The organism is Derxia lacustris (assembly GCF_002105195.1).
GTDB lineage: Bacteria > Pseudomonadota > Gammaproteobacteria > Burkholderiales > Burkholderiaceae_E > Derxia > Derxia lacustris.
This window is the reverse complement of the sequence record NZ_MUHU01000008.1, coordinates 91531-106268: the sequence shown is the minus strand read 5'-3', so window position 1 is coordinate 106268 and position 14738 is coordinate 91531. Positions and strand designations below refer to the sequence as shown.

Below are 14738 nucleotides of genomic sequence, written 5' to 3'. Positions count from 1 at the left end.
TCAGGTCAGCTGGTGATGTGGAAGCCGCCATCGATGATCGGCACGGTGCCGGTCACGTTGCGGGCGCCCGGCGAGGCCAGGAAGGTGGCGTAGGCGCCCACGTCGTCGATGGTGGCGAGCTGGTGCGTCGGCGCGCGCTCGGCGGCCAGCCGCATCAGGTCGTCGAAATGGTCGATGCCCGAGGCGGCGCGGGTCTTGAGCGGGCCGGGCGACAGCGCGTTCACGCGGATGCCCTTGCCGCCAAGCTCGGTCGCCATCTCGCGCGTGACCGCTTCGAGCGCGGCCTTGACCGGGCCCATCACGTTGTAGGTATCGACCACGCGGGTCGAGCCGTAGTAGGTCACGGTCAGGCAGCTGCCGCCGGCGCTCATCAGCGGCTCGGCGCGCTTGACCAGCCGCATGAAGGAATGCACCGAGATGTCCATGGCCTGGGCAAAGCCGTCGCGCGAGCAATCGACCACGCGGCCGTGCAGATCGTCCTTGGGGCAGAAGGCGATGGAATGCAGCAGCACGTCGAGCCGGCCCCAGCGCCGCTCGATCTCGGCGAACACCGCATCGGTCTGGGCATCGTCGACCACGTCGAGCGGCAGAAAGATCGGCGCCTCCAGCTGCTGGGCCAGCGGCTCGACATGCGGCCGCGCCTTGTCGTTGAGATAGGTGATGGCCAGTTCGGCGCCGGCGGCGCGAAACGCGCGCGCGCAACCCCAGGCGATCGACTGGTCATTGGCGACGCCCACCACCAGCGCCTTCAGTCCTTCGAGCATTTGCATTCGGTCAACCTCGCTTGATTGCTGCATGGATGGGAAAGCTGGGCCCTGCGCCTGACGCCGCTGTGTCAACGGCCGGCCCGAACTGATGCAGATCAGCCAAGGGCCCGATCCGGCCGACGGCCGGTGCTGCATTGCAGCACAACGGCGGCGGGCACACTTGCCAAATGTCCCGCTCCACACCCTCGCCCGCAGCGCCGCCGCGCGCCTCGCTTGCCGTCACCCTGCTGGTGGCCGGCAGCTTCTTCATGGAAAACCTCGACGGCACGGTGATCGTCACCGCGCTGCCGGCGATGGCCGCCGATTTCGGCGTCGCGCCGATCGACCTCAACCTGGGCACCAGCGCCTATCTGATCGCGCTGGCGGTGTTTGCCACCGCCAGCGGCTGGATCGCCGACCGCTTTGGCACGCGGCGGGTGTTTGCCGGCGCCATCGTGCTGTTCACGCTGGCCTCGCTGCTGTGCGCGGCCAGCGGCGCGCTGCCGATGTTCGTGGCGATGCGGGTGCTGCAAGGCCTGGGCGGCGCGCTGATGGTGCCGGTCGGCCGGCTGGTGGTGCTGCGCGGCACGCCCCGGCATGAGCTGATCCGCGCCATCGCCACCCTCACCTGGCCGGCGCTGGTGGCGCCGGTGCTGGGACCGCCGGTGGGCGGTTTCATCACCGAGCATTTCGGCTGGCAATGGATCTTTCTGCTCAATCTGCCGCTCGGGCTGCTGGCGTTTGCGCTGGCGCTGCGGCTGCTGCCGCGCACGCCGGGTGCGGCGACCGTGCCATTCGACTGGGCCGGCTTCGGTCTGGCCGGCAGCGCGCTGTTCTGCACCATGGCCTGCCTGGAAAGCCTGGGCCAGCCGGCGCCGAGCGCGCTGTTCATCGCCGCCAGCGCCGCGGCCGGAGTGACGCTCGGCGCGCTGGCGTGGCGACGCTTCCGGCGCGTCGACCGGCCGCTGATCGATCTGGGCGCGCTGGCCGTGCCGAGCTTTGGCATCACCGCGCGCAGCGGCTCGCTGTTCCGGGTCGCCATCGCTGCGGTGCCGTTTCTGGTGCCGCTGATGTTTCAGCTCGGCTTTGGCTATGACGCGGTGCATGCCGGGCTGCTGGTGCTGGTGGTGTTCGCCGGCAACATCGCGATCAAGCCGGCCACCACGGCGATCCTGCGGCGGCTGGGCTTCCGGCGCACGCTGCTGCTCAACGGGCTGGGCGTGGCGCTGAGCATCGCGGCCTGCGGCCTGCTGACGCCGGCCACGCCGCTGGCGCTGACGGTGGCGGTGCTGTTCGTCTCGGGCATGTGCCGGTCGATGCAGTTCACCACGCTCAACACGCTGGCCTTTGCCGACATCGCGCAGCCGCGCATGAGCGGCGCCAACACGCTGTTCAACCTCGCGTCGCAGGTGTCGATGGGGCTGGGCGTGGCGCTCGGCGCGCTGGCCTTGCGCATCGGCCATGCAGCGCTGCCGGCGCTCGGGCTGGCCGGCACGCCGGCGCTCGCCTATCGCATCGCGTTTGCGGTGGTGGGGCTGGTGGCGCTGGCCGGGCTGGTGGAAAGCCGCCGGCTCGCGCCCGACGCCGGCGCCCAGCTGCTGGCGCCGCCGCGCTGAGTGGCGCCGGGCTGCGGCTGCGACCGCCGCGCCGGCCGATGCCAGCCGCGCCGGCGCCGTGCCGGCAAACCGCCGCCGCTCAATCGTCGGCGAGCGCCAGCGTCACCGTGAACTGGCTGCCGCGCCCGATGCCGGCGCTGGTCGCGACGATCTCGCCGCCGTGCGCCGCCGTCAGCTCGCGCACCACCGCCAGCCCGATGCCGAAGCTGCGCCCCGGCACATCGTCGGCATCGGGCGAGCGCACGAACATCTCGAAGATGTGCGGCAGCAGATCGGGCTCGATGCCGGTGCCGTCGTCGGCCACGGTCACCGCCACCTGGCGGCCGCGCAGCGCGGCGGTCACATCGACCTTGCCGCCGGCCGGCGTGTACTTCCAGGCGTTGCTGAGCAGGTTGCCGAAGATCTGCGCCAGCCGTACCGCATCGCCGCGCACCGGCAGCGACTGGAGCGGCAGGTTGAGCTTGAGCGTCTGATGCTTCTGCGCCATGGTCGGCCGGGCCGATTCAACCGCCGTGACCAGCACCTGCACCAGATCGATCGTGGCCAGCCGCAGCCGGAAATTGCCGCCGCTGAGCCGGCAGTCGCTGGTCAGGTCGTCGACGATGCGCGCGAGGCTGCCCATCTGCTGACGGATCACGTCGTAGTGCTGGCCGCGCTGCTGCTCGTCGGCCCGGCCGCGCCGCAGCGATTCGATGGCCATGCGGATCGGCAGGATCGGATTGCGCAGCTCGTGCGCCACCATCGACAGAAAACGCAGCTGGCGCGCATGGGCGGCGCTGGCGCGCTCTTGCAGATCGCGCGCCGACAGCGAGGCCAGCAGCAGCTGCTCATTGGCCTCGCGCAGGTCGCCGAGCAGCGCGCGCGTCTCGTCGAGAAAGTCGGGCGACAGGCCGCCGCCGGCGCGCGGCGCGACCGGTGCCGGCTCGGCCGCATCGACCGTCACCGCGCCGTGGCGGCAGGCGCGGCCCGGCCCCTGCTCCTTGGCGCGATACATGGCGGCATCGGCGCAGGCCAGCAGGGTCGCGCCGTCGCTGCCGTCGTCGGGATAGAGCGCGATGCCGATGCTGGCGCTGATCGCCACCGGCGGCACGCCCACGCTGCGGATCGCGGCGATGCCGGCCAGCATCTTGGTCGCCACGGTCAGCGCATCGCCGGGCTGGGCCAGCTCGGGCAGCAGCACCACGAATTCGTCGCCGCTGTAGCGGCTCACCGTGTCCGAGGCGCGCACCGCGTCTTCGAGCCGGTGCGCGACCGCGCGCAGCACTTCGTCGCCGATCGCATGGCCGCGCGTGTCGTTGATCTGCTTGAAGCGGTCGAGATCGACGAACAGCAGCGCCAGCCGGGTCTGGCGCCGCTCGGCGCCGACGATGGCATGGGCCAGCCGGTCGAGCATCAGCGCGCGGTTCGGCGTGCCGGTGAGGCTGTCGCGCTGGTTCACGCGCATCAGCGCGCCGAGCGCCTGGCGCGCGCTCAGGGCGCGGGCCTCGGCATCGAGCGCCGCGACCACCAGCCGCTCATTGGCTTCGAGCAGCAGCGGCAGGCGCTGGCCCGGCGCCAGCCGGGGCAGATCGGCGCAGGCGCGCCGCGCGGTGCGGGCCATGCGGGCGCGCCGCGCCGCCACCAGCGCCAGCTGATGCGCGGCCGGCTGCGACGGCCCCTTGCGATGGGCCGGGCTCATTTCACTGCCCGCCGGCGCCGCCGGCCGGGTCGCCCTGCAAGCGCTTGCGGCGCTGCGGCCGACCGCCGAGCAGGCCGTCGAATCCGGCCAACCGCGCGCCGATGCGGATGCCGTCGTCGCCGATGCTGAACTCGCGCAGCTCGTTGGAATGCGCGCTGCCGCGCAGCTTGACCACCGCCAGCATGCGCAGCAGCCGGCTGTCCACCTCCACATAGCGCTGCACCACGATGGCATCGGTGAGGAAGGCGGTGCCGTAGGGGCTGAAGCGCAGATCGTCGTAGCGGTCCTCCAGCTCTGAGGTCATGAGCAGCGTGGCGCCGATGCCGGCGAGCGCCGCCACCATGCGCGCCAGCGCCTCGCGGAAATCGTCGCGGAAGGTCGGCGCCAGCGTCAGCTCGAAGCCCGACAGCGAATCGATCACCACCCGGCTCGCGCCGACCCGGGCGATCTCGGCCACCAGCAGGCTGGCGATCTCGTCGACCGACAGATTGGCGCCGCGCGTGTCGACCACTGCCACCTGGCCGCCGGCGATCAGCTCGGCCATGCCGGGCGCGCGCGCCAGCCCCGGGCGCGGCTCGAAGGCGGCGACCACGGCGGTCTCGCCGCGCCGCGCGCCCTCGGCCAGAAACGCCGAGGCCAGCACCGTCTTGCCCGAGCCCGACGGCCCGCTCACCAGCAGCGAATGGCCGCGCGGCAGCCCGCCGCCCATCAGCGCATCGAGGCCGGGCACGCCCATCGCCAGTCGCGCGCCGGCGGCCGGCAGCGGCGCCAGCCCGGCGCGCGCCGGCGGAAACACCGTGATGCCGGCGCTGCCGATGCGAAACGTGTGCAGCCCCGGCAGGCTGGCCTGGCCGCGCATCTTGGTGACCTCGAGCTTGCGCACCACCGAATTGCCCTGGGTGCTCTGGCGCAGCCACAGCAGGCCGTCGGCCACGGTGAACACCGGGCTCGGATCGGCCTCGGCGAAGTACTCGCCGATCAGAAAGCTGGTGGCCTGCCAGCTGGTCATGAGCATGCCGAGCTGCTGCACGAACTGTTGCAGCGACAAGAAGGAATGGCCGCCGCCCTGGCTGGCCAACATGACCGAGCGGAACGAGTCGACGAACACCAGCGCCGGCGCATGCGCCTCGACGGCGGCGGCGATGCGCGCCAGCACCTTGTCGAGATCGCCGGTCACCGTGTCGTCGGCCAGATTGATGAAATGCACCGAGCGGCCGACCTTGCTCGCGTCGAAGAAATCGAACTGCTGCATGTAGCGCAGCATCTTGAGCGGCGGCTCGCCGAGCACGGTGAAGTACAGCGCCGGCCGCGCCTCGCTGGCCAGCGCAAACATGGCCTGGTGCGCCAGCGTGGTCTTGCCGCAGCCGGGCGGGCCGGCAAGGATGTTGAACGAGAACTCGGGCAAGCCGCCGCCCAGTACCTCGTCGAGGCCGGGCACGCCGGTGTTCAGGCGCTCGATGGTTGCTCTGCCTGCTGTCATTGCCTGTGCCCTCGGGTGGCGCGGTCGGTTGAAGTCGGTTCCCAGACGGGAAGAAGAAGCCGGTCGGTCAGCGCGCTGCCGATCAGGCTGGCCAGCAGCGTGCAGAAGGCGTCGAACAGCGCCACCTGGGCGCGCGCGGCATCGGCCGGCGTGGCGAGCGCAAGCGCATCGAGCAGCCCGGAAAAGTCCAGCGGCTCGGCGGCGGCGTCATGCACGCCGGCCAGCAGCGGCCAGTCGGCGCGGGCTTGCAGCAGGCTGCGCCGGAACAGCGCCGCCACGCCCTGGCGCCCGATGATGGGCAGCAGCGCCGCCGCCGCCCGGCGCCACAGGGCGCAGCCCTGGGCCGCGACCGCAGGCGCATCGGCCCCTGCGGCCAGCAGCCGCGCCAGAGCTTCCTCCATCCGTTGCGCCTGTAGTTGCATGCGCGATCCAGTTGCTGCGCGAAATCGCGTCGACCCATGCTAACCGCCAGCCATGACGCGGCCGGCGCTCATTTCATGCGCTGGCGCAAGCCGCGACCGGCCGCGCGCTCCGGCCCGGAACGCGGCGCGCCGTCGGTCCGGCTGCGCCCGCCGGCTGGCCTGCGCCCCCGAGGACATACCCTCGCCGCGTGGCGCCAGGGCGTCGAGTTGTGAGTTCGTGCGTCGGGCCGGCGCCGGTTTGCGATCGCGGCCAGACTGGGCTTCGCCCGCATCGCGCCCGGCAGTCCGTCGCGCGCGCCAGCGTCGAATCGTCCGGCCGCGTCCGCGCCCGCCGGAGAAGGCGTAAATGAAGTCCATCTTTGTCCACGCGCCGTGGATGCGCCCGCCGGCACCGCCCTGGAACGACCGCGCGCCGGTGCGGCAGGAACTGTTTGGCGTGGAGCGGCTGGAGCAGCATGCGGCCAGCCTGGCCGCCGCCCAGCGCGTCACCGCGCGGCCGCGCGAGCGGCTGGCGCTGCATCACCGGCTCGCCACCAATGCCGCCGTGCTGCTGGCGGCCTATCGCGCCAGCGCCGCCGCGCTCGACCGTGGCGAGACCGTGGTGCCGGCGGCCGAATGGCTGCTCGACAACTATCACGTCGTCGAGGAGCAGATCCGCAAGATCCGCGACGACCTGCCGCCCGGCTACTACCGCCAGCTGCCCAAGCTGGCCGACGGCCCCTTCGTGGGCTATCCGCGCGTGCTCGGGCTGGCCTGGGCCTTTGTCGCGCATACCGACAGCCATTTCGATCCGGACACGCTGCTGCGCTTCATCGCCGCCTACCAGCGCGTGCAACCGCTCACCATCGGCGAGCTGTGGGCGGTGGCGATCACGCTGCGCGTGGTGCTGGTCGAGAACCTGCGCCGGCTGACCGACCAGATCAGCGTCGGCCGGGCCGAGCGCGCCGAGGCCGATGCGCTGGCCGACCGGCTGCTGGCACCCGGTGGCGCCCGCAGCGCGCTCGAGCGCGACATCGCCAGCCGCGATCCCGGCCCGCTGTCGGAGCTGTTCGCGGCCCAGCTCGCCAAGCGGCTGCGCGACCAGGACCCGCGCAGCACGCCGGCGCTCGGCTGGCTGCGCGAGCGGCTGGCGGCGCAGGGGCTCAGCATCGACGACACGGTGCGCCATGCCCAGCAGCGCCAGGGCGCGTCGAACGTGACGGTGCGCAATGTCATCACCAGCATGCGGCTGATCTCGGACGTGGACTGGGCCGAACTGTTCGAGGCCATGAGCCTGGTCGATGCGCGGCTGCGCGCCGGCAGCGACTTTGCCGCGATGGACCTGGCGACGCGCAACCTCTACCGCAGCGCGATCGAGCAGCTGGCGCGCGGATCGAGCTTTGCCGAACTCGACATCGCCGATCTGGCCGTGAAGGAGGCGGCGCGCGCCGCCGCCGGCGGTCCGGCCGATCCGGCCCAGGCGCTGCGCGCCAGCGATCCGGGCTATCACCTGATCGCCGAGGGCCGGCGCGCGCTGGAGCTGATCGTGGGCTTTCGCGCGCCGCTGCGGCTCGATCTGCGGCGCTGGGTCATTCGGCTGGGCATCGGCGGCTATGTGGGCGCGCTGGCCGGCGCGACCGCCGCGCTGCTGGCGCTGGCGCTCACGCTGCTGGCCGCCGCCGGCGTCGCGCCGCTCTGGCTGGCCGGCTTTGCGCTGCTGGCGGCGCTGCCGGCCGGCGAGCTGGCGACCGCGCTGGTCAATCGCGCCGTCACGCGCGGCTTTGGCCCGGTCATCCTGCCCGGGCTCGATCTGGCCGCCGGCGTGCCGCCCGCGCTGCGCACCCTGGTGGCCGTGCCCACGCTGCTCGGCAGCGAAACCGAGCTGATGGCCCAGATCGAGCGGCTGGAGGTGCACTACCTGAGCGGCGCCGGCGGCGACCTGAGCTTTGCGCTGCTGGTCGACGGCCTCGATGCCGCGACCGAAACCGTGGCCGCCGATGCGCGCCTGCTCGCGCTCGCCGCTGACGCCTTTGCCCGGCTCAACCGGCGCCACGGCCCCGGGCCCGACGGCGACCGCTTTCTGCTGCTGCACCGCCGGCGCCAGTTCAACCCGAGCGAAGGCTGCTGGATGGGCTGGGAGCGCAAGCGCGGCAAGCTGCATGAACTCAACCGCCTGCTGCGCGGCGCCGGCGACACCAGCTTTGTCACTGCCGACGGCCAGCCGCCGCGCGTGCCGGCCGGCGTGCGCTTTGTCGTCACGCTCGATGCCGATACCCGGCTGCCGCGCGATGCGGTCACCCGTCTCATCGGCAAGCTTGCGCATCCGCTCAACCGGCCGCGCTTCGATGCGGCGCACGGCCGCGTGACCGGCGGCCACGCCATCCTCCAGCCGCGCGTCACGCCGGCGCTGCCGGTCGGCCGCGAAGGTTCGCTGTTCCAGCGCCTGTACTCGGGGCCGAGCGGCATCGATCCCTATGCCGCCGCCATCTCCGACGTGTACCAGGACCTGTTCGGCGAGGGCTCCTACACCGGCAAGGGCATCTACGACATCGACGCCTTCGAGGCCGCGCTGGCCGGCCGCGTGCCCGACAACCGCCTGCTCAGCCACGACCTGTTCGAGGGCATCTTTGCGCGCGCCGGCCTGGTCACCGATGTGGAAGTGGTCGAGGAATTCCCGTCGCGCATCGACGTGGCCGCACGCCGCCAGCAGCGCTGGACCCGCGGCGACTGGCAGCTGCTGCCGTGGATCGCCGGCCGGCGCGCGCGCGGCGTGCCGGCCATCGGCCGCTGGAAGATGGCCGACAACCTGCGCCGCTCGCTGCTGGCGCCAGCCACGCTGGCGGCGCTGGCGTTTGCCGCGCTGCTGCCCCAGGCCGCGCCAGTGGCCGTGGCGCTGCTGCTGGCCACGCTGTTCATCCCGCCGGCGCTGCCGCTGCTGGATGCGGTGCTGCCGCATCACGCCGGCGTGCGGCCGGCCAGCCATCTGCGCGCCTTCGGCGCCGATCTGCGACTGGCCGGCTTGCAGGCCGCCTTCGCGCTGGCGTTTCTGGCCGATCAGGCCTGGCGTGCGCTCGACGCCATCGCGCGCACGCTCGCGCGGCTGTTCGTCAGCCATCGGCATTTGCTGGAATGGACCACCGCCGCGCAATCGGGCGGCAGTCCGCGCCTGAGCCTGCGCGGCTTTCAGCGCCGCATGGCCGGCGGCAGCCTGCTGGCGCTCGGCCTCGCGGGCGGCGCGCTGCTCGTCGCGCCGGCCGCCTGGCCGCTGCTGCTGCCGCTGGCCGCGCTGTGGCTGGCCGCGCCGGCGCTGGCGCTGCATGCCAGCCGCTCGCCGCCGGTGGAACAGGCGCTGGCACTGCTGCCGGACGAGGCGCTGGAGCTGCGGCTGATCGCGCGCCGCACCTGGCGCTATTTCGAGACCTTCGTGACGCCGGCCGACAACCATCTGCCGCCCGACAACTTCCAGGAAGACCCGCGTCCGGCCATCGCGCATCGCACCTCGCCGACCAACATCGGGCTGTATCTGCTGTCGGCCGTGGCGGCGCGCGACTTTGGCTGGACCGGCAGCTCGGCCACGGTCGAGCGGCTCGAAGCCACCTTCGCCACGCTCGACCGGCTCGCGCGCCATCGCGGCCATTTCTTCAACTGGATCGACACGCTCACGCTCGACGCGCTGGCGCCGGCCTATGTGTCCTCGGTCGACAGCGGCAATCTGGCCGGCCATCTCATCGTGCTGGCCAATGCCTGCGACGAATGGCGCGCCAATCCGCGCGCCAGCGCCGCCCTCGCGCAAGCCGGCCGCGCCGATGCGCTGGCGCTGGCCGAGCGCAGCCCCGATCCGCGCTACTGGCACGACGCCGCCCATCGCAGCGCCGCCGAGCACAGCCGCGACGAGCATCTGCGCCATGACGAGGCCCAGCTGCTCGCCCAGCGCCTCGCCAGCCTGGCCGCGCGCGCCCGCGCCTTTGCGCTCGCGATGGACTTCGCCTTTCTGCTCGACCGCGACCGCAAGCTGCTGTCGATTGGCTACTCGGCCGCCGACAACCGGCTCGACCCCAGCTGCTACGACCTGCTCGCCTCCGAAGCGCGGCTCGCCAGCCTGTTCGCCATCGCCAAGGGCGACGCCGCCACCAAGCACTGGTTTCGCCTGGGTCGGGCCGCCACGCCGCTCGGCAAGGGCTCGGCGCTCATCTCCTGGTCGGGCTCGATGTTCGAGTACCTGATGCCGTCGCTGGTCATGCGCGCGCCGGCCGGCAGCCTGCTGGAGCAGACCAACCGGCTGGTGGTCGCGCGCCAGCAGGACTACGGCCGCGCGCTCGGCATTCCCTGGGGCGTGTCGGAGTCGGCCTTCAATGCGCGCGACATCGAGTTCACCTACCAGTACTCGAACTTTGGCGTGCCGGGGCTCGGGCTCAAGCGCGGGCTGGCCGAGAACATCGTGATCGCGCCCTATGCCACGGGCCTCGCGACGATGGTCGATCCGCGCGGCGCACTGCGCAATTTCGCGGCCATCGCGGCGCTCGGCGGCGACGGCCGCCACGGCTTTCACGAGGCGCTCGACTTCACCCGCAGCCGCCTGCCCGACGACGTCGGCGTGGCGGTGGTGCGCAGCTACATGGCGCATCACCAGGGCATGACGCTGGTCGCCATCGCCAACACCCTGCTCGACGGCGGCATGCGCGCGCGCTTTCACCGCGAGCCGATGATCCAGGCCTGCGAGCTGCTGCTGCATGAACGCATGCCGCGCGACGTGGCCATCGCCCGCCCGCGCGCCGAGGAAATGAAGGTCGCCGGCACCGAAGCCAACACCGAGCCGCCGACCCTGCGCCGGCTCAACCTGCCGCTGGCCGGCGCGCCCGCCACCCATCTGCTGTCCAACGGCCGCTATGCGGTGATGCTCACCGCCACCGGCGGCGGCTACAGCCGCTGGCGCGACATGGCCATCACGCGCTGGCGCGAAGACCCGACCTGCGACGACTGGGGCGCCTTCATCTTTGCGCGCGATGTGCAGAGCGGCGCGGTCTGGTCGACCGCCGCCGGCCCGCTGCCCGGCCATGCCGAGCCCGGCGACGTGGCCTTCGCCGAGGACCATGCCGAATTCACCCGGCGCGACGCCAGCCTGGTCACCACGATGGAAGTCATCGTCTCGGGCGAGGACGACGGCGAGGTGCGCCGGGTGTCGCTGGTCAACTCGGGCCGGCGCACGCGCGAGATCGAGCTGACCTCCTATGCCGAGATCGTGCTCGCCACGCCGGCCAGCGACGATGCCCATCCGGCCTTCTCCAAGCTGTTCGTGCAGACCGAGCATCTGGCCGAGGCCGACGCGCTGATCGCCACCCGGCGCCCGCGCTCGGCCGACGAGCCGCGCATCTGGGCCGCGCACTTCACCGTGGTCGAGGGCCAGCTCGGCGCCCGGAACCAGCATGAGACCGACCGCGCGCGCTTCATCGGGCGCGGCCGCACACCGGCCACGTCTGCCGCCATCGCCGACGGCGTTGCGCTGTCCGGCAGCGTCGGCAGCGTGCTCGATCCGATCTTTGCGCTGCGGCGCCGGGTGCTGGTGCCGCCGGGCCAGGCGGTGCGCGTGGCCTTCTGGACCGTGGCCGCGACCACGCGCGAGGCGCTGCTCGACCTGATCGACCGGCATCAGGACCGCAGCGCCTTCGACCGCGCCAAGACGCTGGCCTGGACCCAGGCCCAGGTGCAGCTGCGCCATCTGGATGTGGAAGCGCCCGAGGCGGCCGACTTCCAGCGCCTGGCCGCGCCCATCCTGTATGCCGACCGGCGCTTCCGCGCGCCGCCGACGGCGATCGCGCGCGGCGCCGGGCCGCAATCGGGCCTGTGGCCGCAGTCCATCTCGGGCGATCTGCCCATCGTGCTGCTGCGCATCGACGAGGCCGAGGACATCGCCCAGGTGCGCCAGCTGCTGCGCGCGCACGAGTACTGGCGGCTCAAGCGGCTGGGCGTCGATCTGGTCATCGTCAATGAGCGCGCCTCGTCCTACACCCAGGAGCTGCAAGGCGCCATCGAGACCGCCGTGCGCAGCAGCCAGTCACGTCCGCGCCTCGGCGAGGCGCAGGCGCGTGGCCAGGTGTTCACGCTGCGCGCCGACCTGATGAGCGTGGAGACGCGCGCGCTGCTGCTGTCGGTGGCGCGCGTGGTGCTGGTGGCGCATCGCGGGCCCATCGCCAACCAGCTGGCCGCGCTGCCGCCAGTGCCCGCGCCGGCCGAGCCGGCCGACGGCGCCGGCGCCGGCCTGCTGGCGCGCAGCCTGGGCCTGCCCGGCAGCGGCGCCGGCGCGCGCCGCAACTGGTCCGGCGGCCCGCCGCGCCCGGCGCCGGCCGGCCCGCTGCCGGCGCCGCTGCCGGCCGGCATCGAGTTCTTCAACGGCCTGGGCGGCTTTGTGCAGGACGGCCGCGAATACCTCACCGTGCTCGACGCCGGCCGCAACACGCCCGCGCCCTGGATCAACGTGGTCGCCAACGACGGCTTCGGCTTCAGCGTGTCGGCCGAAGGCGCGTCCTGCACCTGGGCCGGCAACAGCCGCGAGAACCCGCTCACGCCCTGGTCCAACGACCCGGTGACCGATGCCTGCGGCGATGCCTTCTATCTGCGCGACGAAGCCAGCGGCGAGGTCTGGAGCGCCACCGCCCAGCCGATGCGCGACGGCGGCCGGCATGTGGCGCGCCACGGCTTCGGCTACAGCCGCTTCGAGCATGAATCGCGCGGCATCGCGCTGGAGCTGCTGCTGCTGGTGCCGCTGGCCGATCCGGTGCGGGTCGCGCGGCTGACGCTGCGCAATCACTCCGGGCTGCATCGGCGCATCTCGGTGACCAGCTATGTCGAATGGGCGCTCGGCGCGGCGCGCGGCGGCAATGCGCCCTTCATCGTGACCGAGCGCGACAACGCCACCGGCGCGCTGCTGGCGCGCAACCCCTGGCGTGGCGACTTCGGCAGCCGCGTGGCCTTCGCCGATCTGGGCGGCCGCCAGACCCGGTTCACCGCCGACCGCTGCGAATTCCTCGGCCGGGGCGGCAGCACCGCCGCGCCGGCGGCGCTGCTGGCCGGCGCCACGCTGTCGGGAGCCAGCGGCGCCGGCCTCGACCCCTGCGCCGCGCTGCAATGCACGGTCGCGCTCGCGCCGGGCGGCGTGGTGGAAGTGCTGGCGCTGCTCGGTCAGGCCGACTCGGCCGGCGCGGCGCGCGACCTGATCGCGCGCTACCGCGCCACGCCGGTCGCCGCCCTGCTCGACGCGGTGCAGGCGCACTGGGCCGCGCGGCTCGGCGCGGTGCAGGTGCGCACGCCCGACCGCGCGCTCGACCTCATGCTCAACGGCTGGCTGCTGTACCAGACGCTGGCCTGCCGCATCACCGCGCGCGCCGCCTTCTACCAGGCCAGCGGCGCCTATGGCTTCCGCGACCAGTTGCAGGACGGCATGGCGCTCGGCCTGACCGCGCCGGCGCTGATGCGCAGCCACCTGCTGCGCGCCGCCGGCCGGCAGTTTCCAGAAGGCGATGTGCAGCACTGGTGGCTGCCGCATTCGGGTCAGGGCGTGCGCACCCGCATCAGCGACGACCGCGTGTGGCTGGCCTATGCCGCCGCGCATTACGTGCTCACCACCGGCGACGCCGGCGTGCTCGACGAGCGCCTGCCCTTCCTCGACGGCCCGCCGCTGGCCGCCGAGGAGGAAGGCGCCTTCTTCCAGCCGATGTCGTCCGAGCTCTCGGCCACGCTGTTCGAGCATTGCGCGCGCGGCCTCGACCAGTGCCTGCAACTCAGCGGCGCGCACGGCCTGCCGCTGATGGGCAGCGGCGACTGGAACGACGGCATGAACCGCGTCGGCGGCGGGCGCGGCGAGAGCGTGTGGCTCGGCTGGCTGCTGCTGAGCGCCATCGGCCGCTTCGCGCCGCTGGCCGCGAACCGCGCCGAAGACCCCGACGGCGAACGCGCGCGACGCTGGCGCAACCATGCCAACACCCTGCGCGCCGCACTCGAAAACCACGCCTGGGACGGCGCCTGGTATCGCCGCGCCACCTATGACGACGGCCAGTGGCTCGGCAGCGCCGCCAGCGACGAATGCCGCATCGACTCCATCGCCCAGAGCTGGGCCGTGCTGTCGGGCGGCGCCGATGCGGGCCGCGCCGCGCAGGCGATGGCCGCGCTCGACAGCGAGCTGGTGCGGCGCGACAGCGGCCTGGCGCTGCTGTTCACGCCGCCGTTCGACCGCACGCCGCACGACCCGGGCTACATCAAGGGCTATCCGCCCGGCCTGCGCGAGAACGGCGGCCAGTACAGCCATGCGGCGATGTGGGCGGTGCTGGCCTGGGCCCGGCTCGGCCAGGGCCGGCGCGCCGCCGCGCTGTTCGGGCTGCTCAACCCGATCAACCATGCGCTCGACGGCGCGGCGGCCGAGCGCTACCGGCTGGAGCCCTATGTGGTGGCGGCGGATGTGTATTCGGTCGCGCCGCATGAAGGGCGCGGCGGCTGGAGCTGGTACACCGGCTCGGCGGCCTGGATGTACCGCGCCGGCGTGGAAGGGATTCTTGGTCTGCGCCGCGAGGGCGGCTTTCTGCGCGTCGCGCCCTGCATTCCGCCCGACTGGGCCGGCTATGACGCGGTGGTGAGCTTTGGCGGCGGGCGCTACGACATCCGGGTGAACAACGGCGGCCCCCGGGCCATGCCCGGCATGAGCGCCCTGCTCGACGGCTGGCCGGTGGCCGTGGGGCCGGACGGCCTGCGCCTGCCGCTCGATGGCGACGATCACCGGCTGGCGCTGGAGATCGGGCCGGGCGGCGCGGCGCCGGGCTAGGGCGCCGG

6 protein-coding genes are annotated in these 14738 nt (G+C 73.0%); 2 read left to right on the top strand and 4 right to left on the bottom strand.

Going from position 1 to position 14738, the window contains the following annotated elements; genetic code table 11:
* Positions 1–5 precede the first annotated feature (5 nt).
* A complete protein-coding gene (gene fabI, locus B9P64_RS07270) occupies positions 6–770 on the bottom strand; it encodes an enoyl-ACP reductase FabI (RefSeq protein WP_085315564.1) in 765 nt (254 codons plus the stop codon).
* Between the two features lie 164 nt (positions 771–934).
* On the opposite strand from fabI, the gene B9P64_RS07265 reads away from it, so the two are divergent.
* Positions 935–2362, top strand: a complete 1428-nt coding sequence (locus tag B9P64_RS07265; protein WP_085315563.1) for an MFS transporter — start codon at positions 935–937, stop codon at positions 2360–2362.
* Positions 2363–2441: 79 nt separating this feature from the next.
* Here the strand turns inward: B9P64_RS07265 and B9P64_RS07260 are convergent, their stop codons facing one another.
* The 3 genes from B9P64_RS07260 to B9P64_RS07250 are packed head-to-tail and all read right to left on the bottom strand — an operon-like array spanning position 2442 to position 5921.
* Positions 2442–4040, bottom strand: coding sequence for a diguanylate cyclase domain-containing protein (locus B9P64_RS07260; RefSeq protein WP_085315561.1), 1599 nt, complete (start codon positions 4038–4040; stop codon positions 2442–2444).
* Position 4041: 1 nt separating this feature from the next.
* Positions 4042–5520 (bottom strand): ATPase domain-containing protein, encoded by a 1479-nt coding sequence (locus B9P64_RS07255; protein ID WP_085315559.1) that lies wholly within the window; start codon positions 5518–5520, stop codon positions 4042–4044.
* Entirely contained in the window at positions 5517–5921 is a 405-nt protein-coding gene (locus B9P64_RS07250; protein WP_085315557.1) for a hypothetical protein, read from the bottom strand. The genes B9P64_RS07255 and B9P64_RS07250 overlap by 4 nt, the downstream gene beginning before the upstream one ends.
* 367 nt (positions 5922–6288) lie before the next feature.
* Between B9P64_RS07250 and B9P64_RS07245 the strand changes: the two genes are divergently transcribed.
* Positions 6289–14730 carry a GH36-type glycosyl hydrolase domain-containing protein gene (locus tag B9P64_RS07245; protein ID WP_085315555.1) on the top strand — a complete coding sequence of 2814 codons (8442 nt, stop codon included), beginning with the start codon at positions 6289–6291 and terminating at the stop codon, positions 14728–14730.
* Positions 14731–14738 lie beyond the last annotated feature (8 nt).